Consider the following 19,640-nt stretch of genomic DNA (forward strand, 5'->3'; position numbering starts at 1 on the left):
GCACGACGGAGCATGCCCCCAGCCTATTGCCGCGTCCGGACCGGCGGGGGTCCGCCCTCCCTCCGGCCCGCCCGGCCGCCGTGGGCGGTCAGGAGGCGGTCAGGGGGCGCCCACCCACTCGCTGCGGCCGTCCTCGAAGTCCTGCTGCTTCCAGATGGGCACCTGGGCCTTGAGGTCGTCGATGAGGCGGCGGCAGGCCTCGAAGGCCTCCTGACGGTGCGCGGCCGCCGCGGCCACGACCACCGCGACGTCGCCGATCTCCAACTGGCCGACCCGGTGCGTCGCGGCCATCCGCACCACGGGGCGGCCCGGGACGGAGGTGTCGCTGAGGACCTTCTCCATGACGACGCGCAGCTGGGCCTCCACCGTCGGGTGGGCGGAGTAGGCCAGGCGGGCGACGTCGCGGCCGTGGTCGTGGTCGCGGACGGTGCCGACGAAGACCGCGGTGCCGCCCGCGCGCGGGTCGGAGACCGCGGCGAGGACCTCGTCCACCGACAGGGGGGTGTCGCGTACTGACGCGAGAGTGATCTCTTCCACGTCATGACCGTATCAACCGGATGTTCCCCCATGTGGGGACACGGGTGCGCGTTCCGACGCACGCGCAGGTGCTCCGGAGACGGCCGGGTTTGGGCGGATCCGTGCCTCACGCCCCCTTGCGCCTGCGCAGGTGGCGGATGGCGGCGGCGGTGCCGATGGCCGCCGCGGCTGCTCCGGCGGCGCCCGCCGCGGTGATGGTGACCTCCTTGCGGCCCAGGCTGCGGCCGACCAGGGCGGGCCTGCCGCTGCGCGACTCCAGGAGGGCGGACAGGGCGGACTCGTTGTCGTGGGCGGGCTTCCACCCGGCCTCGCGCAGCACCGCGCAGTCCACCACGCACGGGTAGACGAGGAACTTCAGCTCGCCCTCGGCCGCCGGGGTGATCCGGGCCTGGTGGAGGCGGCGGACGGCGCCGAAGGCCAGGTTGGCGGGCACCTCGAAGTGCTTCATCCCGGCGACGGACTCCACCTCGTCCTGGGTGAGGGAGCCCTCGCTGGCCACGGCGACCACGCCCTCGGGTCCGTCCACCCCGTGCAGGGCGCAGAAGGCCAGGGCGCTGGCCAGGTCGTCCTCGTGGCAGAACTGCCAGTGCTGTTCGTGCCCCTTGACGGTGAGCAGGCGCGGGGCGGAGAAGTGGCGGCTGAGGAGGGTGTCGAGTCCGGGCCCCACCAGCGGGGCGGGGCGCACGACGGTGACGGTGAGGCTGGGGTGGGCCCGGCGGGCGCGTTCGGCCAGGGCCTCGATCTCGGCGAAGTCGCCCATGAGCCCCTCGCTGTTGTCGGACACGCGCGGGGCGTTCTCCGCCAGGGGCACGGGGCTGTCGGGGGCGGCGCCGTAGACCACGGTGCTGGTGACCAGGATGACGCGGGGGACCCCCGAGGCCGCGGCGGCGGTCAGGACCGTCTGGGCAGCGCGGATGTTGTGCGCGCGGCGCCGGGCGGGCCGGGTCTCCAGGGAGCGGTCGTCGGCGGTGTGCACGAGCACGTCGACCCCGCCGAGCCGTGAGACCAGCCCGGGGTCGCACACGTCGGCGACGCGCCAGGTGACGCCGCGCAGGTCGGCGAGTTCGGCGTCGATGGCGACGACCTCGCGCAGGCGGGCGGAACTCTCCGGCGCGGCCAGGCGTTGCACGAGGAGCCGGCCCACCCCGGAGGCGGCACCGGTGACAGCGACCACCGTGCCCGCTCCCTCGGAGGGGCTGTGCTCTGGGCGAACCTGGCTGCTTTCGGTATTCACTCCGGGCGACTCCCAGCTAACGTGACAGTGGAGACCAAACCTAATCCTGCCTGAGGTCTGATTGTGAGCGACCTGCCATTCGGTTTCAGCATGCCGAACGATCCCGATGACGAGTCCGGACGCCGTTCTGGCGACTCCGGCTCGGGTGCCGGCAGCGGCGGCCCGGGCGGAGGAGGATCCGGAACGCCGGACGGCTTCCCGTTCGGCGACCCGCAGCAGATGGCCAACATGCTGCGTCAGTTCGCCGACATGATGTCGGCCCAACCCGGTCCCGGACCCGGAGGCGACCAGAAGTCGTCGTCCGGGGTGAACTGGGACATGGCCAAGGACGTCGCGCGCCAGACGGTCGCCCAGGAGGGCGACCCGAGCGTTCCGGCGTCCGACTACGCCAGGGTCGAGGAGGCCCTGCGCCTGGCCGACCTGTGGCTCGACCAGGCTACCGACCTGCCGTCGGGCGTCCACACCACCCAGGCCTGGAGCCGGTCGGAGTGGATCGAGCGGACGATGGACTCGTGGGTGCAGCTGTGCGACCCGCTGACCAGCAAGACCGTCCGGTCGATGGGGCAGAACCTGCCCGAGGAGATGCAGTCCGTGGCCGGTCCGCTGCTGGGCATGATCCAGCAGATGGGCAGCATGATGGTCGGCCGCCAGGCCGGCCAGGCCGTGGGCGAGCTGTCCCGCGAGGTGGTCGGCACCGCCGACATCGGGCTGCCCCTGGCCGGTGAGGGCCGTGCGGCGCTGCTGCCCTCCGGCGTGGCGCGCTTCAGCGAGGGCCTGGAGGTCCCCGAGGACGAGGTGCGCCTTTACCTGGCCGCCCGCGAGGCCGCCGTGCACCGGCTGTACTCGCACGTGCCGTGGCTGCGCTCGCACGTGTCCCGGCTGGTCAACGAGTACGCGGACGGGATGTCCTTCGACATCAGCGGTCTGGAGGACCGGCTCGGTGAGATCGACCTCACCAACCCCGAGGCGCTCCAGGAGGCCCTGGGCGGTGTCGGGGGCGAGGGGCTGTTCCAGCCCGAGGACACCCCGCAGCAGAAGGCTGCGCTGGCCCGGCTGGAGACCACCCTGGCGCTGATCGAGGGCTGGGTGGCCACCGTGGTCTCGTCCGCGGTGTCCGGCCGTCTGCCGCAGGCGGACGCCCTGGCCGAGGCCACCCGGCGCCGCCGGGCGACCGGCGGTCCCGCCGAGCACACGTTCGCCGCCCTGGTCGGCCTGGAGCTGCGCCCGCGCCGTCTGCGCGAGGCGTCCGCGCTGTGGTCGGCCCTGGAGGAGGCGCGCGGCGTGGAGGGCCGGGACGCGGTCTGGGAGCACCCGGACCTGATGCCCACCGGCGACGACCTGGACGATCCCGAGGGCTTCGTGCGCGGGGGCGGTGACGGGTTCGGCGACGCCGACTTCGACATCTCCTCCCTGACCGGGGACGCCCCCGGCCGGAAGGCGGGGACCGACGGGGACGCGTCCGCGGAGGGCTCTTCCGGTGAGGGCGCCTCCGGCGCCGACCGGGACGGCGACGGGGACGACGACCGGGAAGAGGGCGCGTAGGTGTCGCTGCACGCGGACGCCCGGGCGGTGCTGGGCGCGTGGACCGCGCCCGACGCCCGGCAGGAGGAGCTGCGCCGCTCCTACCTGGACCACCTGGAGGCGTACGGGGACGGGATGTGGCGCTCCTGCCTGCCCGGCCACGTGACGGCCAGCACGGCGATCATCTCCGCCGACGGCTCGCGGGCGGTGCTCACCCTGCACCGGATCCACCGTATCTGGTTGCAGACCGGCGGGCACTGCGAGCCGGAGGACGCCACCCTGGGCGCGGCGGCGCTGCGCGAGGCCACCGAGGAGTCGGGCATCCGGGGTCTGACCCTGCTGCCCGAGCCCGTCGGGCTGGACCGCCACGCGGTGCCCTGCGGGGGCGGCAGCTTCCACCTGGACGTGCAGTACGCGGCCCTCGCCCCAGAGGACGCGGTGCTGGTGCGCGACCCCGACGAGTCGGCCGACCTCGGCTGGTTCCCGGTGGACGACCTGCCCGAGCCCTCCGACGAGGTGTGCCGTTCGCTGGTGCGCGCCGCCGCCGAGGCGGTGGGCCGCCGCCTGCGTTCGTCCGCCCCTCACCCGGGCACGGACCCGGGCACGCGCTGACGCCCGTCTCGGGCACCCGTCGGCCGCGGCGGCGCGGCCGGCACCCGCAGACCCGGGCCACGGGCACGCGCTGACGCGCGTCCCCGCCGTCCCGTGGCACGCGAACGGCCCCGCCGGACGGCGGGGCCGTTCGCTTCGGGTCAGCCGCAGTTGGTGGCGTAGCGCTCGGTGGCCTGGTTGCCGATGAGCCCCCGCCAGTCGACGCAGGAGCCGCTGGCGTACACGTACACCGGACCGGCGTAGTAGCTGTACTCGCCCGTGTCCGACACGAAGGAGCCGCCGTCCCCCGCCCGGCGCAGGCCCGCGCTCATCGGCATGGCGAAGCCGTCGCTGTCGGCGCTGCGGACGGTGACCACGCAGTTGTAGCCGTTGGAGCTGTTGTAGGTCAGGAACACGGTTCCCAGGTCGAAGCGGATCGGGGCCGAGTTGACCACCGAGTAGCCTGAGCCGCAGGCGCCGTTGTAGGCGGCGGCGCTGGCCGGGGAGGCGGTGACGACGCCGGCGGCCAGGAGCGTCAGGGTCGCGGCGGCGGTGGCCAGGGTCTTCTTGAGTGTCCTCATGGGGGTGGGTGTCCGTTCCGGTTCGGTGGGGCCCGTGGCCCGCGTGACCGCAGAAAAATACCCCGGAACGCACGGAAAGAGGAGAGCGCTAAGGGCGAAAAGGGCCTTTTGTCCCTGTCCGCATCGGTGACGGCGCCCACCCCTCCGGCGCGCGGCCGGACTCACTCGTCGAAGGCGACCTCTGCGGCGTCGAGCTCCTCCTCGTCCTCCCCGGCTCCGCAGGGGTCGTCGGACTCGGCTCGGGAGGCGGCGCTGAAGCCCTCCAGGTAACCGCGGGCCCGCTCGGCCTTGGGGTAGCGGCGCACCAGGTCCCAGAACTCCCGGCCGTGGTGCGGGATGAACAGGTGCGCGAGTTCGTGGATGAGCACGTAGTCCACGACCCAGGAGGGCATTCCGGCGACGCGGCGGGAGATGCGGATCGTGCGGGTCTCGGGGGTGCACGACCCCCAGCGCGAGTTCTGGTTGTCCACCCAGCGCACGCTCTCGGGGAGTTCGGTGCCGTCCAGGTAGCGGCGGGCCAGTTCGAGCGCGCGCTCGTGGAGTTCGGCGTCGCCGGGGTTGCGGCGCCCCTCGCGGGCCTCGAGTCGTTGCAGCATGCGGCCCACCCAGCGCTTTTCCTCTGCGCGGGAGAACGTCGCGGGCACGAGGACGACCGTGGTGTCCCCGTCCCTGTAGGCCGACACCGTGCGTCGGCGACGAGGACTGCGTCGTACCTCGACTTTGGTGTTCGAGGGCACGAAGTTTACGGTAGCCCAGCGAGGCGCTCCAGGACAGGTGTGTCCTGTCCTGTTATGTCGCCGATCTCGTGTCTGTCCCGACTCCCGGAGCGTAACCGGAAAACACGGCACGGTAGCACATTCCGCCCTGACCAGGGTCGTTTTTCGGCTGTGTGACGGACCACGGCGGGGTCCGCCGGGGCGTTCCGGTGCTCTTTCGGATACAAAAAAGAGACCGGACGGTGACCCCGGGAGGAGCCCCGCCCGGCCCGTGGTCAGCTCAGGGCGCCGCGCGTCCCGTCACGTCAACACAGACGTGACCACGCGATTTCCGTGAGCGCCTGTTCGGCACGGCGCTCCTCGCGCTGGCGGGCGCGCAGCTGGCGGGCGGTGAGCCTTCTGCCCTGCTGTTCACGCGTCTCGACGTCGGTCCGCTCGACCACGCGCATGAGTTCCATCATCATCATCTGTCTTCGTCCTTCGTGTCCGCGGGGGTGGGGTGAGGTTGTGACTGGAACGGTCAGGCCGCGACCGGAGCGGGGTTCTTCCGGGGGCGGCCCCTGGGGCGCTTGCGCGCCACGACCTGTCCGGAGACGAGCAGCTGCCCGCCCCAGACGCCCCAGGGCTCACCGCGCTCCAGGGCGTCGGCCAGGCACTGCTCCCGCACGGGGCACGCGCCGCAGACGGCCTTGGCCGCCTCGACGTCGGCGGGCGCCTCGGCGAAGAACAGGTCGGGCTCCAGGCGGCAGGGAACTTCGGTGTCGCCCAGCCAGGGCGTTTCCAGGACCGACGCAAGCATCGGTGCCCTCCAAGATCTTTGATCGTTTCGTACAACGCGGTCGGTGACTGGTCACCGGAACCGGTCCGGTGGGGGACCTGGACTTGCGATGCCGCCGCCCTCTCCCTCGTCCCTGGGGGACGGGGAGCTGGCGAAGATACAAAGAAAGCCGCGGCCCCTGTCGGGGTCCGCGGCCACGGTCGAAACTCTCGGCCTGTCCTGCTCTAGGCCGGAATCCTCCGTGGACACTCCCCCGATGCGCCATACGGGCGCTGGGTAGCTTCTGCTGCGTGCTTCGTCTGGCGCTTGCCGCGATCAAGGGCGAGCCCGGACTCGACGGACACACCACTGCCGTCGCCGAGGACGGTCCGCTCGACCTGGGACACCATCAGCGGGGAACGGGATCCGTGGACCCCGGTGCCGCCGTTGCCGACGGTGGTCCCGCCGTAGACGGCGAGGACATCCGTGTGACCGCCCAGGAGGTTGCCCTGAACAGCGGACGGGGACAGCTGACGCGACGGCATGGCGAAGCCGGTGACGAAGCCTGTGGTCTCCGTGATGCTGGTCATTGGATCGGGCACCTCCTTCACTGTCGGGCGACGGGATCTTGCACCCGCGCCGGGAGCGGTCATTGCGACGGGGTACACACTATGGGCTGGCGCAGAAAGAGAGCAACCCATTTTTGACCTGCGGAAACGTCCGCATCCGGTCAGGGGTTCGCGGGAATGCCGCGGCGTCCGGAGGCGTTGCCCTTGGGCATCCCCCGAGCGCCCTGCCGGCACCCCGCCCACCGAGACGACGGGGCCCCGGTCACGGTGCGCGCCGTGACCGGGGCCTGTTCACGTCCGCGGGTCCGGAGGGGCACCGCCTAGAACGGTTCCGGAAGGGTGTCGGACCAGCCCTCGGCGTCGACCACCCGGATCAGCCCCTCCTGCACCACCGAGCACACGAGTTCCCCCTCGCGGGTGTAGACCAGCCCGCGCGCCAGACCGCGGGCGCCCTGGGCGGTCGGCGCCTCCTGCGCGTACAGCAGCCACTCGTCGGCGCGGAACGGCCGGTGGAACCACATCGCGTGGTCCAGGCTGGCCATGGAGATCCCCGCGAAGGAGCGGCCGTGGCGCAGCAGCACGGTGTCCAGCAGGGTCATGTCCGAGGCGTAGGTCATCAGGCACACGTGGGTGAGGCGGTCGTCGGGCAGCTTGCCGTCCACCTTGAGCCACACCGGGTTGGTGGCGGTGCGCAGCCGCGGATCGCGCTCGGCCTCGTAGGACAGCGGTCCCACCGGGCGCAGCTCGATGGGGTGCCAGCGCACGAACCCCGGCACGCGCCCGAAGGCCTCCCGCAGGCGCTCGCGCGTGCTCGGCAGCTCCTCCGGCGGCGGGACGTCGGGCATCGGGATCCGGTGGTCCAGGCCCGGCTCCTCCTTGTGGAAGGAGGCCGACAGGGTGAAGATCGGCTTGCCGTGCTGGATGGCCACCACCCGCCGGGTGGTGAAGGAGCGGCCGTCCCGGACGCGGTCCACCTCGTAGACGATGGGCACCGAGGGGTCGCCGGGGCGTATGAAGTACGCGTGCAGGGAGTGCACGTGGCGTTCGGCGGGGACGGTGCGCCCCGCCGCGACCAGCGCCTGGCCCGCGACCTGGCCGCCGAACACCCGCTGGGGGCCCTCCTCGGGGCTGCTGCCCCGGAAGATGTCGTCCTCGATCCGCTCCAGGTCCAGCACGGTCAGCAGGTCGGCGAGGGACTGTCCCCGCGCCTGCGCGTCGGCGCTCTCACTCATCCGCCGCTTCCTCCCCGTCGTCCTCGGTCCGGCCGTCGGCGACGTCCGCCGGGTCCGCTCCGGCCACCAGCGCCAGTACCGCCTCACCGTAGCGATCGAGCTTGACCGCGCCGACACCGGACACGGCCGCGAGCTGGGTGAGGCTGCCGGGCTCCTGCTCGGCGACGGCCTGGAGGGTGGCGTCGGTGAAGATCACGTAGGCGGGCACCTTCTGCTCCTGCGCGCACGCGCGGCGCCAGTCGCGCAGCCGCTCCAGCAGGGCCTCGTCGTAGCTGGAGGGGCAGTCCAGGCAGCGGCCCAGCTTGCGCTCGGCCGCGTCGGTGAGGGTGGCCGAGCACACCCGGCAGCGGGTCACGCCGCCCTTGCGGCGCTCGGCGCGCCGGGAGGCGGTGGACGGGGAGGCGGGGCGCAGACCGTCGAGGAAGCGGGAGGGCTTGCGGGTCTTCCTGCCGCCGGGCGAGCGGGCCAGAGACCACGACATCGCCAGGTGCTCGCGGGCCCGCGTGACCCCCACGTAGAACAGGCGGCGCTCCTCCTCCACCTGCTCGTCGGTCTCGGCGTAGATGATCGGCATCATGCCCTCGGTGAGGCCGACCAGGAAGACGGCGTCCCACTCCAGGCCCTTGGCCGCGTGCAGGGAGGCGATGGTGACGCCCTCGAAGCCGGGCGCGTGCTCGGTGGCCATGCGCACGTCGAGCTCGTCCACGAGGTCGGCCATGGTCACCGGCGCGCCGTCGGGGCGCGGCGCGGCGGCCATGTCCTCGGCCAGCTGGGCCAGCGCGGACAGCGACTCCCAGCGTTCACGGGCCTGGCGCCCCTCGGGCGCGCTCTCGGTCAGGCCGAGCTGTCCGAGGAGCTGGCGGACGGTGCGCACCAGGGGCTCGGCCTCCTCCCCCGCCGCCCCGTGCCGGGCGCCGCGCAGGGTGTGCACGGCCTGCTTGATCTCGGGGCGCTCGAAGAATCGGGTGGTCCCGCGCATCGTGAACGGCACGCCCTCGTCGGTCAGCGCCTGCTCGTAGGAGGCCGACTGGCCGTTGGTGCGCACGAGCACCGCGATCTCGCTGGCCGGGGTGCCGCCCTCCAGCAGGACGCTGATCTTGCGGGCGACCCCGGTGGCCTCGGCGGGCTCGTCGTCGTACTCCTGGTACATGGGGTCGGGGCCGTCGGGGCGCTGGGCCTGGAGGGTCAGGTGCTGGGCGGAGGTCGTGCCGCGCGCGTGGGCGATGACGTGGTTGGCCACCCGCACGACCTGGGGGGTGGAGCGGTAGTCGCGGACCAGCTGGACCACGGTGGCGTGGGGGTAGCGGGTGCCGAACCCGGTCAGGTAGCCGGGGGTGGCCCCGGCGAAGGAGTAGATGGTCTGGCTGGGGTCGCCGACCACGCACAGGTCGTCGCGGTCGCCCAGCCAGGCATCCAGGAGCAGGCGCTGGAGCGGGTTGACGTCCTGGAACTCGTCGACGACGAAGTACCGGTACTGCTCGCGCACGCGCTGGGCGATGGCCGGGTACTCGGTGATCATGCCGGCGGTGAGTTCGAGCATGGACTCGAAGTCGAGGAGGTTGTGCTCGCGGCGCAGGTCCTCGTAGGCCTCGAAGACCCGGGCCACCTCGCCCGCGGGCATCGGGGGCTGGCGGCCCGCCTTGACCACGGCCTTGTCGTAGTCGGTGGGGCGCACCTGGGTGACCTTGGACCACTCGATCTCACCGGCCAGGTCGCGCAGGCCGTTGCGGTCGGGCTGGAGGCCCACCGAGTGGGCGGCGCGGGAGACCACCGGGAGCTTGCTCTCGATGAGGGTGGGCTTCTCCCCGCCCACGACCTGGGGCCAGAAGAAGGAGAGCTGGCGCAGGGCGGCGGCGTGGAAGGTGCGGGCCTGCACGCGGGGGGCGCCCAGGGCGCGCAGCCTGCCGCGCATCTCCCCGGCGGCGCGCGCGGTGAAGGTGACCGCGAGGACCTGCTGCTCGGCGACCACACCGCTGGAGACCGCGTACGCGATGCGGTGGGTGATGGCCCGGGTCTTGCCCGTTCCGGCACCGGCCAGGATGCACACGGGGCCGCGCAGCGCGCGTGCGGCCTGGGTCTGCTCCGGGTCCAGTCCCTCCAGGACGCGGTCGGGATCCATGGTGCTCCTGCGTAGGGTCGGGGTGGATGGGGTCCCAGTCTCTCAAGTATCGGCCGTGACGGGGAGCGGATCGGACCCCGCGCCCGCCGCCGGGGCCGCGTGAGGCACATCAGACATTCCAGAACCAGTTGGTCCTGTGAGGCGTCCCACGTTGTGTCGCGCGGTCCCGGGAAGCGGTCCGGACCCCTCGGTGTTGAGATGACCGGACCGATCCATCGACCGTAGACGAAAGAAGGACGTGAGCGACATGACGAGCGCGGCGACCGAACAGTTCACGATGTACACCACCCCCTGGTGCGGGTACTGCAAGCGGCTCAAGAGCCAGCTCGCCCGCGAGGGGATCACCGGTCGTGAGGTGAACATCGAGGAGCACCCGGAGGCCGCCGAACTGGTCATGAAGGCCAACAACGGCAACCAGACGGTTCCGACGCTGGTCTTCAGTGACGGCGCGGCGATGACCAACCCGTCGCTCGCTCAGGTGAAGCAGAAACTGGCCGAGCTGTCGTAGGACGGTACGCGGGCCGCAGGGCCACGCCCCCCGGGGCGGGTCCCGCGGCCCGCACCGCGGGGCCCGCCTTCGGCGGTGCACCTCCGACGGCGCTCGGGTCACGAAGGGCTCGGACGATGACGACGGGGAGTGTGGAGTTGGGGGAGGACATGAGGCCTCATGACATTGCGGTCGCCGACACGGTGGACACCGGTGTGGTCCGCCGCACCCCGGCCGGATGGCGGGTGGGCGGCGGTGAGGAGGTGCCCGACCTGGTGAGCGCGATGGTCCTGGCGGACCTGCTGACCGGCGAGTCGGGGGCCCGGACCCCGCGTTCCCAGGCGCCCGGCCGGGCCCCGGAGGGCGCTTCGGAGGTGGAGCGGCTGCGGCACACCATCGCGCAGCTGGAGCACGCGCTGCAGTCGCGCGTGGTGGTGGAGCAGGCGATCGGGGTCCTGGCGGAGCGGCACACGATGGCGCCCCGCGAGGCCTTCGAGCGGCTGCGCTCCTCGGCGCGCTCGCGCGGGCGCAAGGTGGCCGACCTGGCGCGGGACGTGGTGGAGAGCAGCACGAGCCCCCTCACCGTGCTGCCCGACGAACTGGGCGCCTCCCCCGGTTCGCGCTAGCGCGGCGACGGGCCGGGCGGGGCCCCGCGCGAAACCCCGAGGCCCCGGCCCCGCCCCGGGCGCGGCGTCCCCGCGCCCGGCGCCGACCCCGCGGGCGGCGGCTTCCGTCCGCCGCGGGACCGGTCGGGTCGGCCGGTCCGGGGTCACCAGCCGCCGGGGAGCTCCGCGCCGTACCAGTGCTCGATGAGGGTGCGGGCGATCGAGACCCGCCCCGGCAGCAGGATCTCCTGCGCGTGCACGGCCTCGGCCAGTTCGGGGCGGGTGAACCACCGGGTGACGCCGATCTCGTCGTCGGTGCGCTCGGTCTCGCCCACGGCCCGCGCGGTGTAGCCCACCATCAGGCTGCGCGGGAAGGGCCAGGGCTGCGAGGACAGGTAGCGCGGGCGCTCGACCACGATCCCCGCCTCCTCGGCGACCTCGCGGACCACGGCCTGCTCCAGCGACTCCCCCGCGTCCACGAACCCGGCCAGCACAGAGAAGCGGCGGGCGTCCCAGTTGGGGTTGTTGCCGAGCAGCATCTCCTCGCGGCCGTCGCGCTCGCGGTGCACCAGCATGATCACCGCCGGGTCCATCCGGGGGTACTGCTCGGTGCCCTCCCGCTCGCACACGCGCACGTGCCCGGCCGCGGCCGCGGTGGTGCGGGAGCCGCAGCGAGGGCAGAAGCCGTGGGTGGCGTTCCAGTTCGCGAGGGCGACGGCGCGGGTCATCAGACCGGTGTCGCGGTCGCCCAGCAGCGCGCCGATCTCGCGCAGGGAGGCCGGGGCGGTCCGTTCGGTGGCGGCGAGCTCCCGGCCGGAGCGGACCGCGAAGTAGGCGTCCCGGCCGTCGGTGCCCAGCAGGTAGCGCTCGCCCTCGGGCGCCTCGTCCGGGGGTACCAGGACGAGTTCGGGGTCGTCCCCGGTGGTGATCAGGGCCCGGGACTGCTTGGCCATGACCGCCCGCCAGCCGTGGGCGACGGGGTCCCCGCCCTCCAGGACGAGCACCCGGGTGCCGGGGGCGGCCCACGCCTCGGCCAGCCACTCCCCGTCCAGGCGCCGGTGCGCGGCGGGGTCGACGGAGAAGCGTGAGAGGGAGGGAGTCGCGTCGGCGTCCATGGGTCCTTCCGGGTCGGCGGGCCGCCTGGCGGGGCCCGTGTCCACAACGTGCATAACACCGGTCGGGGCCGCGCGCATCCTGGCGCGGCCCCCGTGCGCGGCGGATCCCCCGCGGGCGGGGGCGGGCCCGTGTGCGGGGCGGGCCCCGGCGCCGCGCGGTCGCGGCTCAGACGACGCCGCCGAGTTCCTCCCACAGGTACGCGGCGCTCTCGGCGCCCTTGAGCAGCAGGGGGACCTCCACCTTCTCGTTGGGGGCGTGGATGCGGTCCTCGTCCAGGCCGACGGCGAGGAAGACCAGCGGCGCCCCGAGGATGTCGGCGATGTCGGCCTCGGGGCCGCTGCCTCCCTCGCGGGTGAACAGGACCTGGGTGCCGAAGGCGCGCTCCATGGCCGAGCGGGCCGCCTTCAGCGCGGTGGAGGACAGGTCGGAGGCGCAGGCGCGCACGCCCGGCCCGCCGAACTCCGTCTCGGCGCGCAGGCCCTCGGGGACGGCGGCCTCGACGTGGGCGCGGACGCGGTCCTGCACGTGCAGCGGGTCCTGGCCGGGGACCAGGCGGAAGCTGACCTTGGCGTGCGCGGAGCGCGGGACGATGGTCTTGCCGCCCGAGCCGGTGTGGCCGCCCCACATGCCGTTGATCTCGGCGGTCGGGCGCAGCCAGATCCGCTCCAGCGTGCTGTAGCCCTTCTCGCCCCAGGCGGCGGTGGAGGCGGCGGTGGCCAGCCACTCGCGCTCGTCGAAGGGCAGCCGGGCGATGAGTTCGCGCTCCTCCCGGCTGGCCTCGACCACCCCGTCGTAGAAGCCGGGGACCGCCACCCGGCCGTCCTCGTCGTGCAGGCCGGACAGCAGGTCGCTCATGGCCTTGAGCGGGTTGGGCACGGCGCCGCCGAAGGAGCCGCTGTGCAGGTCGCGCTCGGGGCCGTACAGGCTGATCTCCACGTCGGTGAGGCCGCGCATGCCCACGCACATGGACGGGGTGTCGGCCGCCCACATGGTGGTGTCGGAGATGACGACGACGTCGCAGGCCAGACGGTCGCGGTTGGCGCGCATCAGGTCGGCGAAGTGGACCGAGCCCGACTCCTCCTCTCCCTCCACGAGCAGCTTGATCGTGACGGGCGGGGCGTCGGCGCCGGAGGCGGCCAGGGCGGCGCGCACGCCGAGGGCGTGGAAGAGCACCTGCCCCTTGTCGTCGGAGGCCCCGCGCGCGAACAGGGAGGTGCCGCGCTCGGTGGGCACGAACGGGTCGGTCTCCCACTCCTGGACCGGGTCGACGGGCTGGACGTCGTGGTGTCCGTAGACGAGCACCGTGGGGGCGTCGGGGTCGGCGGCGGGCCACTCGGCGAACACGGCGGGCAGGCCGGGGGTCTGCCACACCTCGACGGTGGGGAAGCCGGTCGCGGTGAGGTGGTCGGCGAGCCACCGGGCGGAGCGGACCACGTCGGGGTGGTGCGCGGGGTCGGCGGAGATGGAGGGGATCGCCAGCCACTCCTTGAGGGAGGAGACGAACTCGTCCCGGTGTGCCTCGATGTGGGCGCGTACGTCCATGGGACCGTCCTTGCTCGACGTCGTTGTCGGGAACGAGCCTAGGACCTGCGCGAACCGCCCCGGAACGCGGGCCGGGGGCCTCGCGGACCCGTCGCGGGCCCGGTCCCGGTGCGGTCCCGGTTCGATCCGGGGGGGCTCGGGAGCCCGGCCGCCCGGGCGGCGGAGCCGCGGGGGTCGGGGAACTCTTCGGCTCGCGGGACACTCGAAGGTGCAAGGGCGGGACGCGCCCGCCCGCCGACGAGAGGAATGCACGTGGACACCGTTCCCGCCACCGCGGTCGCCGAGAGGTTCGGCCGCCTCTTCGACACGCTGGACACCGACCGCGACGGGGCCATCACCTGGGACGACTACCAGCGCCTGGTCGACCGCTACACGAAGGGGTACGCGCTGGACCTGAGCGACCGCCGGGCCCAGGCCGTCCACGCCTCCTACCAGATGCTCTGGCTGGAGCTGCTCCGCCACGGCTCGCCCGCGCAGGCGCGCCTGGACCGGGAGGCGTTCGTCGCGGCGATGCACGCGGCCTCCGAGGACCGGAGCCGGTTCAACATGACCGAGGGCGTGGCCGAGGCGGTCTTCGACCTCCTCGACACCGACGACGGCGGGTCGATCAGCGAGGCGGAGTACGTCAGGTACGCCGAGGTCCTGGGGGCCTCCTCCTCCGACGCCCTGGAGCGGTTCAGGACCCTGGACACCGACGGCGACGGATTCATCGGCCGCGCGGAGTTCGTCCTGTCGGCCCGGGAGTACCTCTTCGGCGAGGACTCCGCCGCCCCGGGCGGGTTCGTCTTCGGCGTGATCTGAGCCCTCCCGCCGGTCCCGCGCGCGGTTCCTCCGGCGCGCGGGACCGGCGGCGGCGTCCGGGTCAGTAGTGGCCCCGGGCGCCCAGCACCGTGATCTCTTCGTCCGTCACGACGTAGACCAGGCGGTGTTCGCCGGTGATGCGGCGTGACCAGCGGTTCGGCCCCAGATGTTTGAGCGGCTCGGGTTTGCCCGTTCCCGCGAAGGGGTCCCGGAGGGCTTCCTCGATGAGCTTGCGGACTTTCCTCGCCGTGCGGCGGTCGTTCTCCACCCACCACATGAGGTCGTCTCAGCCTTCGGCGTGGAAGGCCAGTTTCCTCACCCGCCCTCCTCCAGCATCCGGTCGATGTCGTCGAGGCTGGCGCTCATGACGTCGCGCCCGGCGTCGACGTCGTCGCTGCGGCGCCGGATGTCCTCCGGGGTGGGGTCGGCGACACGGGTGACCCGCACGGGGTGGAGGGTGATGGTTCCGTTGCCCGCCTTCTCCACCTCGTAGTACTCGCTGGTCGCGACCTTCTCACCGAGTGTCACCCGGCCTCTGCTGCCGGTTCTGACGAGTTCCATCGCCCGACCCCCTGTTCGTTGTGGGTAATGCCCACAATACCCGAGTGGGAGATCGCCACACCTGTCGGGGACCGGCTACCGGCGGGTGCCGGGGCCTGTGGACGGCCGGAGGCGTCCACGGGCCCGCGACCGGCCGGGGTCAGCTGCCGGTGGCCTCGCGCCAGGCGTCGAGGTACTCGGGCAGGTTGGCGTCGATGTCGTCCCAGTCGGGCTCGAAGACCTCCACGCCCTCCATGAGCGCCTCCAGCTCCTCGGCGCCCTCGCCCTCCACCGGGACGTCGGTGCGGGCCGGGAAGCCCCCGGCGACCGGGACGACCTGCTCCTGGGCGGCCTCGGAGAGCAGGAAGTCCAGGAGGGCGCGGCCGTGGTCGGCCTGGGGCGCGCCCTCGACCAGCCCGGCGGTGTAGGGCAGGGCGAAGGTGGTCGGCTGGCCTCCCTCGGTGGCGGGGAACCAGATGCCGAGGTTGGGCATGGTACGGGTCTGGGCGAAGTTCATCTGGACGTCGCCGTTGGCGACCAGCAGCTCGCCCTTGTCCACCTTGGGGCCGAGCGCGCCGGTGGAGGAGGACGGGCCGACGTTGTTGGCCTGGAGCTCACCGAGGTAGTCCATGGCGGGCTCCAGCCCGCCGAAGTCGTGCATGGTCTGGATGAGCACGGCCGTGCCGTCGCCCGCCACGCCCGGCGTGGAGTACTGGAGGCGGCCCTCGAAGCGGGGGTCGAGCAGGTCCTCCCACGTGGCGGGCGGCTCCTCCAGTTCCTCGGTGTTGTAGGTGAGGCAGAAGTAGTTGTCGACGATCGTGGTCCACCTCCCGTCGGGGTCCTTGGTCTCGACGTGCTCGGAGCCCTGCGGCTCGTACTCCTGGAGCAGGCCCATGCCGTCGGCCTGCTGGATGAAGGGCGGCAGGGTGATGATGACGTCGGCCTGGGGGTTGGCGGTCTCGCGCCCGGCGCGCTGGACGATCTCGCCCGAGCCCCCCTCGACGTACTGGACGGTGACCCCGGTCTCGGCCTCGAAGTCGGCGAAGACCTGGTCGAGCCAGCCGGTGCCCTCCTCGTTGCGCAGACCGTCGGCGGTGTAGACGGTGACGGTGTCGGCGGGGTCGGAGGCGGCGCAGGAGGTCAGGGCTCCGGCGAGGGCGAACGCGGCGGTGGCGGCGGACACGCGTGCGGCGGTCGTGCGGACGGCGGACATGGCGGGCCTTCCTGGGAGAAGAGGTCAGCGGTAGGCGGCGCGGGTGCGCACGCGGGACAGCAGCAGCAGGACGGCCAGGGTGGTGGCCATCAGGACGATGGCCGAGGCCGCCCCGGAGAAGAGGGCGCCCCGGTCGGTGGCGGCGTAGATCTGGACCGGCAGCGGCATCCAGCTGGGCGGATAGAGCATCATCGTGGCGCTCAGCTCGCCCATGGACAGGGCGAAGCAGAGCCCGGCGGCGGCGCTGAGCGAGGGCAGCAGCAGGGGCAGCCGCACCTGGAACAGCACCCGCGCCGGGCGGGCGCCGAGGGAGGCGGCCACCTGGGCGTAGGCCGGGTCGAGCCGGTCCAGGGCGGCGGAGACCGACTGGTGGGCGAAGGCCGTCACCAGCACGGTGTGCGCGATGATCACGATGGTCTGGGTGCCGTTGAGCAGCACGGGCGGTTGGCTGAAGGCCACCAGCAGGGCCAGTCCGACGACCACCGTGGGGACCGCGACGGGCAGCATGAAGAGGGCGTCGAGGACGGCCCTGCCGCGTCGGCGCAGCGCGTGCGCGGTCAGCGCGGACCAGGTCCCGGCGACCAGGGCCAGGACGCTGGCGGTGGCCGCGGTGACCACGCTGACGCGCAGCGCCTCCAGGGTGGAACCCCGGGACAGCCCGGCGAAGTTGCCCAGGGTGGGCCCCGAGGGCAGGACGCCGCTCCAGTTGGTGGACACCGACGCGGTGACGATGACGCCGAGCGGGAGCAGGAACAGGGGCAGGACGAGCGCGGCGAACAGCGCCCACACGACCCAGCGGGCGGGTCGGCTATGCACGAGCACGGCGGCCTCCGGAGGGTGCGCGCAGCCGTGCGGTGGCCGCGCGGTAGACGAGGTAGAGGGAGACCGACAGGGCCGCGTTGACCGTGGCCACGACGCAGGCGGTGGTGTAGTCGGCCTCCAGGATCGCCGCGCTGTAGACGAGCATCGGCAGGGTCACCACGTCCTTGGCCCCGGTGAACAGGACGATCGCGAACTCGTTGAGGCACAGCACCAGCACGAGCGCGCCTCCGGCGGCGAGCGCGGGCAGGGCCTCGGGCAGGATGACGGCCCGCACGATCCTGAGGGGGCGGGCCCCCAGGGAGGAGGCGACCTCGATCTGCGCGGTGTCGAGCTGGGCGAACGCGGCGAGCAGCGGCCGCATGACGAACGGCGTGAAGTAGGTGATCTCCGCCAGGATCACGCCCCAGGGCGTGGCGAGGAAGCTGATCGGCCCGGTCTCGGCGCCGGTGACCTCCGTCCACGCGCCGTTGGCCACGCCCACGGTGCCGTAGAGGAACAGCAGCGCGAGGGTGATGAGGAAGGACGGGAAGGACAGGTAGGTGTCGATGAACCGGGCGGTGGCCCCGCTGCCGGGGAAGGGCACGAACGCCACGACCAGGGCGAGGAGGAAGCCCAGGACCAGGCAGCCCAGGGTGGCGGTGACCGCGATGAACACGGTGGTGACCAGCGCGGACCGGAAGGACTCCGAGCCCAGGACGTCGGCGTGGTGGGCGAGGGTGAGCCCGCCCCCGGGCGCGGTGACCGACTCCAGCGCGACGAGCAGGAGCGGGTACAGGAACACCAGGGCGAGCAGCACCACGGGCGGCACGGCCCACACCCACACGGGCAGGGTGCGGGGCGCCCGGGCCGGGGCGTCCCCGCCCGCGGGGGGCGCGGACGCGGTGCCCGCCGGGGTCGGCGCGGTCCGGACGTTCACGGGGTCTCCTCCTCCGGCAGCAGGACGGCGTCCCGGCGGGCGAAGCCGAGCGTGACCGCCGCACCGGTCTCGGGCGGGGTGCGCATCTCCCGGAGTTCGGCGGTGACGGGGACGCCGTCCACCAGGGCGGTGACCCGGTGGACGGAGCCGCGCCACTGGACGTCGGTGACCCGGCCCTCCAGGGTGTGCTCGCCCTCGCCGAGGGTGAGCCGGTGGGGGCGCAGGCACACGCGCAGCCCGTCGCCGTCGCCGGTGCCGGGCGGCAGGTCGGCGGGGTCGGCCTCCAGGGCGATGCCGCAGCAGTGCACGCGCCCGTCGGCCAGGCGCGCGGGCAGCAGGTTGGCTCCGCCGACGAAGCGCGCGGTGAACGGCGTCCGGGGGCGCTGGTAGAGGCGCTGGGGCGTGTCGCAGTCGCGCAGCCGGGCCCGGTCCAGGACCGCCACCCGGTCGGCCAGGGTGAGCGCCTCGCTCTGGTCGTGGGTGACGTACAGGATCGTGACGTCGGGCAGTTCGCGGTGCAGGCGGGCCAGCTCGGCGAGCATGTCCGAGCGCAGCTGGGCGTCGAGCGCGGACAGCGGCTCGTCCAGCAGCAGCACGCCGGGGCGGATGGCCAGGGCGCGGGCGATGGCCACCCGCTGCTGCTGTCCGCCGGACAGCTCGCGCGGGTGGCGGCGCGCGTAGTCCCCCATCCCGGTCATGGCCAGCGCCTCGGCGACCCGTCCGGCGATCTCGCGGCGGGGCACGCCCTGAGCCCTCAGCCCGAAGGCGACGTTCTGGTCCACCCGCATGTGGGGGAAGAGGGCGTAGCTCTGCACGACCATGCCCACGCCCCGCAGGTGCGGCGGCAGGCCGGTGACGTCGCGTCCGCCGAGCAGGACGCGCCCGGAGGCGGGGCGGACGAACCCGGCGACGGCGCGCAGCGCGGTGGTCTTGCCCGAGCCGGAGGGGCCCAGCAGCGCCATGAACTCGCCGGGTTCGACGGTGAGGTCGAGGTCGTCCAGGACCACGGTCTCCCCGTAGGCGACGCTGACGTGTTCGAAGCGGATGCCCACGTCTCAGCCCTCCCGCGCGGCGAGCAGACCGGGCAGGTCCGCCACGCCGTCCAGGACGTGGGTGGCCCCGGCCGCGCGCAGGGCCTCGTCGTCGTGGGCGCCGGTGCGGACCCCCGCGGCCACCGAGGCCCCCGCGCTCAGTCCGCTGCGGATGTCGGAGGCGGTGTCGCCGACGACGGCGACGGCGGCCACGGAGGAGATCCGCGCGCGCAGGGCGGCGGTGAGCACCATGTCCGGGTGGGGGCGTCCGCGCCCGCCCGCGTCGGCGGGGCACAGGACGAGGTCGGCGGCCTCCCGCCAGCCCAGGGCGCGCAGGATGCGCTCCTGGGTGTCGCGGGAGAAGCCGGTGGTCAGCGCGGTCGTGCGGCCCTGGGCGCGCAGCTCGCGCAGGGTGTCCTCGGCTCCGGGCAGGGGCGCGCAGCGGCCCTCGTCCACCAGGCGGGCGTAGGCCCGCTCGAAGGCGCGGTTGGCCTCTTGGGCTCGGTCCTCGTCGCCGCACAGGTGGCGGAATACGGTGATCTTGGACTCGCCCATGGTGGCGCGCACGTACGCGGTGGCCTCGGGGGTGTGGTCGGGCAGGGCCGCCTCGAAGGCCGCCTCGACGAGGCCGTCGTCGGCGACGGTGGTGCCCGCCATGTCCAGGACGACGAGTTCGACGGGCGGGGCGGGGACGGTGGTGGGGTGCATGG

At 73.5% G+C, this 19,640-nt stretch carries 23 protein-coding genes; 5 read left to right on the plus strand and 18 right to left on the minus strand.

Going from position 1 to position 19,640, the window contains the following annotated elements; translation table 11 throughout:
- Positions 1 to 99: 99 nt before the first annotated feature.
- Together ACSTA4_RS24090 and ACSTA4_RS24095 are read right to left on the minus strand one after the other, a co-directional pair.
- On the minus strand, positions 100 to 537 hold the full coding sequence (locus tag ACSTA4_RS24090; RefSeq protein WP_212642936.1) for a molybdenum cofactor biosynthesis protein MoaE: 438 nt from the start codon (positions 535 to 537) through the stop codon (positions 100 to 102).
- A gap of 106 nt (positions 538 to 643) precedes the next feature.
- A complete protein-coding gene (locus ACSTA4_RS24095; protein ID WP_248771904.1) occupies positions 644 to 1,711 on the minus strand; it encodes an NAD-dependent epimerase/dehydratase family protein in 1,068 nt (355 codons plus the stop codon).
- A 123-nt stretch (positions 1,712 to 1,834) separates the two neighbouring features.
- On the opposite strand from ACSTA4_RS24095, the gene ACSTA4_RS24100 reads away from it, so the two are divergent.
- Both ACSTA4_RS24100 and ACSTA4_RS24105 read left to right on the plus strand, forming a co-directional pair.
- Positions 1,835 to 3,313, plus strand: coding sequence for a zinc-dependent metalloprotease (locus tag ACSTA4_RS24100; protein ID WP_444961127.1), 1,479 nt, complete (start codon positions 1,835 to 1,837; stop codon positions 3,311 to 3,313).
- Positions 3,314 to 3,904: an NUDIX hydrolase gene (locus ACSTA4_RS24105; protein ID WP_444961128.1), complete on the plus strand. Its 591-nt coding sequence runs from the start codon at positions 3,314 to 3,316 to the stop codon at positions 3,902 to 3,904.
- 140 nt (positions 3,905 to 4,044) lie between these two features.
- Here ACSTA4_RS24105 and ACSTA4_RS24110 read toward each other — a convergent pair whose 3' ends face one another.
- From ACSTA4_RS24110 to ACSTA4_RS24140, 7 genes are all read right to left on the minus strand, one after another.
- Complete coding sequence (locus ACSTA4_RS24110; RefSeq protein WP_248771907.1) at positions 4,045 to 4,464, minus strand: spore-associated protein A; 420 nt, start codon at positions 4,462 to 4,464, stop codon at positions 4,045 to 4,047.
- A 161-nt stretch (positions 4,465 to 4,625) separates the two neighbouring features.
- The gene (locus tag ACSTA4_RS24115) at positions 4,626 to 5,201 is read right to left on the minus strand and encodes a M48 metallopeptidase family protein (RefSeq protein ID WP_444961129.1); all 576 of its coding nucleotides are present in this window, start codon (positions 5,199 to 5,201) and stop codon (positions 4,626 to 4,628) included.
- Positions 5,202 to 5,485: 284 nt separating this feature from the next.
- The gene (locus tag ACSTA4_RS24120) at positions 5,486 to 5,647 is read right to left on the minus strand and encodes a hypothetical protein (RefSeq protein WP_248771909.1); all 162 of its coding nucleotides are present in this window, start codon (positions 5,645 to 5,647) and stop codon (positions 5,486 to 5,488) included.
- A 53-nt stretch (positions 5,648 to 5,700) separates the two neighbouring features.
- Positions 5,701 to 5,979, minus strand: coding sequence for a WhiB family transcriptional regulator (locus tag ACSTA4_RS24125; RefSeq protein ID WP_013154809.1), 279 nt, complete (start codon positions 5,977 to 5,979; stop codon positions 5,701 to 5,703).
- A gap of 203 nt (positions 5,980 to 6,182) precedes the next feature.
- Positions 6,183 to 6,527, minus strand: a complete 345-nt coding sequence (locus tag ACSTA4_RS24130; protein WP_444961130.1) for a hypothetical protein — start codon at positions 6,525 to 6,527, stop codon at positions 6,183 to 6,185.
- 299 nt (positions 6,528 to 6,826) lie between these two features.
- The gene (gene tesB, locus ACSTA4_RS24135) at positions 6,827 to 7,738 is read right to left on the minus strand and encodes an acyl-CoA thioesterase II (protein WP_212642928.1); all 912 of its coding nucleotides are present in this window, start codon (positions 7,736 to 7,738) and stop codon (positions 6,827 to 6,829) included.
- Positions 7,731 to 9,857 (minus strand): ATP-dependent DNA helicase UvrD2, encoded by a 2,127-nt coding sequence (locus tag ACSTA4_RS24140; RefSeq protein WP_444961131.1) that lies wholly within the window; start codon positions 9,855 to 9,857, stop codon positions 7,731 to 7,733. The genes tesB and ACSTA4_RS24140 overlap by 8 nt, the downstream gene beginning before the upstream one ends.
- Positions 9,858 to 10,104: 247 nt before the next feature.
- Between ACSTA4_RS24140 and ACSTA4_RS24145 the strand changes: the two genes are divergently transcribed.
- Positions 10,105 to 10,365 (plus strand): mycoredoxin, encoded by a 261-nt coding sequence (locus ACSTA4_RS24145; RefSeq protein WP_019608149.1) that lies wholly within the window; start codon positions 10,105 to 10,107, stop codon positions 10,363 to 10,365.
- A 149-nt stretch (positions 10,366 to 10,514) separates the two neighbouring features.
- Positions 10,515 to 10,970: an ANTAR domain-containing protein gene (locus ACSTA4_RS24150; RefSeq protein WP_212642926.1), complete on the plus strand. Its 456-nt coding sequence runs from the start codon at positions 10,515 to 10,517 to the stop codon at positions 10,968 to 10,970.
- Between the two features lie 143 nt (positions 10,971 to 11,113).
- Here ACSTA4_RS24150 and nudC read toward each other — a convergent pair whose 3' ends face one another.
- Positions 11,114 to 12,064 (minus strand): NAD(+) diphosphatase, encoded by a 951-nt coding sequence (gene nudC / locus ACSTA4_RS24155; RefSeq protein ID WP_416023231.1) that lies wholly within the window; start codon positions 12,062 to 12,064, stop codon positions 11,114 to 11,116.
- A 166-nt stretch (positions 12,065 to 12,230) separates the two neighbouring features.
- Positions 12,231 to 13,607: a dipeptidase gene (locus tag ACSTA4_RS24160; RefSeq protein ID WP_444961132.1), complete on the minus strand. Its 1,377-nt coding sequence runs from the start codon at positions 13,605 to 13,607 to the stop codon at positions 12,231 to 12,233.
- A 246-nt stretch (positions 13,608 to 13,853) separates the two neighbouring features.
- Here ACSTA4_RS24160 and ACSTA4_RS24165 point away from each other — a divergent pair, with 246 nt between their 5' ends.
- Positions 13,854 to 14,408 (plus strand): EF-hand domain-containing protein, encoded by a 555-nt coding sequence (locus tag ACSTA4_RS24165; protein ID WP_444961133.1) that lies wholly within the window; start codon positions 13,854 to 13,856, stop codon positions 14,406 to 14,408.
- 61 nt (positions 14,409 to 14,469) lie between these two features.
- Here ACSTA4_RS24165 and ACSTA4_RS24170 read toward each other — a convergent pair whose 3' ends face one another.
- The 7 genes from ACSTA4_RS24170 to ACSTA4_RS24200 all read right to left on the minus strand — a co-directional run bounded on the left by ACSTA4_RS24170 (position 14,470) and on the right by ACSTA4_RS24200 (position 19,638).
- Entirely contained in the window at positions 14,470 to 14,685 is a 216-nt protein-coding gene (locus ACSTA4_RS24170; protein WP_444961134.1) for a Txe/YoeB family addiction module toxin, read from the minus strand.
- A 38-nt stretch (positions 14,686 to 14,723) separates the two neighbouring features.
- Positions 14,724 to 14,969: a hypothetical protein gene (locus ACSTA4_RS24175; RefSeq protein ID WP_444961135.1), complete on the minus strand. Its 246-nt coding sequence runs from the start codon at positions 14,967 to 14,969 to the stop codon at positions 14,724 to 14,726.
- Positions 14,970 to 15,108: 139 nt separating this feature from the next.
- Positions 15,109 to 16,161, minus strand: a complete 1,053-nt coding sequence (locus ACSTA4_RS24180; RefSeq protein WP_444961136.1) for a 2-aminoethylphosphonate ABC transporter substrate-binding protein — start codon at positions 16,159 to 16,161, stop codon at positions 15,109 to 15,111.
- 24 nt (positions 16,162 to 16,185) lie between these two features.
- A complete protein-coding gene (locus ACSTA4_RS24185) occupies positions 16,186 to 16,983 on the minus strand; it encodes an ABC transporter permease (RefSeq protein WP_444961137.1) in 798 nt (265 codons plus the stop codon).
- Complete coding sequence (locus ACSTA4_RS24190) at positions 16,970 to 17,899, minus strand: 2-aminoethylphosphonate ABC transporter permease subunit (RefSeq protein WP_416023238.1); 930 nt, start codon at positions 17,897 to 17,899, stop codon at positions 16,970 to 16,972. Before ACSTA4_RS24190 ends, ACSTA4_RS24185 begins: the two co-directional genes overlap by 14 nt.
- Positions 17,896 to 18,951, minus strand: coding sequence for an ABC transporter ATP-binding protein (locus ACSTA4_RS24195; protein ID WP_444961138.1), 1,056 nt, complete (start codon positions 18,949 to 18,951; stop codon positions 17,896 to 17,898). Before ACSTA4_RS24195 ends, ACSTA4_RS24190 begins: the two co-directional genes overlap by 4 nt.
- Positions 18,952 to 18,954: 3 nt before the next feature.
- On the minus strand, positions 18,955 to 19,638 hold the full coding sequence (locus ACSTA4_RS24200; RefSeq protein WP_444961139.1) for a phosphonatase-like hydrolase: 684 nt from the start codon (positions 19,636 to 19,638) through the stop codon (positions 18,955 to 18,957).
- Positions 19,639 to 19,640 lie beyond the last annotated feature (2 nt).

The organism is Nocardiopsis sp. M1B1 (genome assembly GCF_052466615.1).

Bases quoted from the DNA above. Each gene is read 5' to 3' on its own strand.
- ACSTA4_RS24145 (WP_019608149.1), top strand. From the start codon at position 10,105: ATGACGAGCGCGGCGACCGAACAGTTCACGATGTACACCACCCCCTGG.
- ACSTA4_RS24120 (WP_248771909.1), bottom strand. From the start codon at position 5,647: ATGATGATGATGGAACTCATGCGCGTGGTCGAGCGGACCGACGTCGAG.
- tesB (WP_212642928.1), bottom strand. From the start codon at position 7,738: ATGAGTGAGAGCGCCGACGCGCAGGCGCGGGGACAGTCCCTCGCCGAC.
- ACSTA4_RS24175 (WP_444961135.1), bottom strand. From the start codon at position 14,969: ATGGAACTCGTCAGAACCGGCAGCAGAGGCCGGGTGACACTCGGTGAG.
- ACSTA4_RS24140 (WP_444961131.1), bottom strand. From the start codon at position 9,857: ATGGATCCCGACCGCGTCCTGGAGGGACTGGACCCGGAGCAGACCCAG.
- ACSTA4_RS24200 (WP_444961139.1), bottom strand. From the start codon at position 19,638: ATGCACCCCACCACCGTCCCCGCCCCGCCCGTCGAACTCGTCGTCCTG.
- ACSTA4_RS24180 (WP_444961136.1), bottom strand. From the start codon at position 16,161: ATGTCCGCCGTCCGCACGACCGCCGCACGCGTGTCCGCCGCCACCGCC.
- ACSTA4_RS24160 (WP_444961132.1), bottom strand. From the start codon at position 13,607: ATGGACGTACGCGCCCACATCGAGGCACACCGGGACGAGTTCGTCTCC.
- ACSTA4_RS24170 (WP_444961134.1), bottom strand. From the start codon at position 14,685: ATGTGGTGGGTGGAGAACGACCGCCGCACGGCGAGGAAAGTCCGCAAG.
- ACSTA4_RS24110 (WP_248771907.1), bottom strand. From the start codon at position 4,464: ATGAGGACACTCAAGAAGACCCTGGCCACCGCCGCCGCGACCCTGACG.
- nudC (WP_416023231.1), bottom strand. From the start codon at position 12,064: ATGGACGCCGACGCGACTCCCTCCCTCTCACGCTTCTCCGTCGACCCC.
- ACSTA4_RS24150 (WP_212642926.1), top strand. From the start codon at position 10,515: ATGAGGCCTCATGACATTGCGGTCGCCGACACGGTGGACACCGGTGTG.
- ACSTA4_RS24165 (WP_444961133.1), top strand. From the start codon at position 13,854: ATGCACGTGGACACCGTTCCCGCCACCGCGGTCGCCGAGAGGTTCGGC.
- ACSTA4_RS24125 (WP_013154809.1), bottom strand. From the start codon at position 5,979: ATGCTTGCGTCGGTCCTGGAAACGCCCTGGCTGGGCGACACCGAAGTT.
- ACSTA4_RS24130 (WP_444961130.1), bottom strand. From the start codon at position 6,527: ATGACCAGCATCACGGAGACCACAGGCTTCGTCACCGGCTTCGCCATG.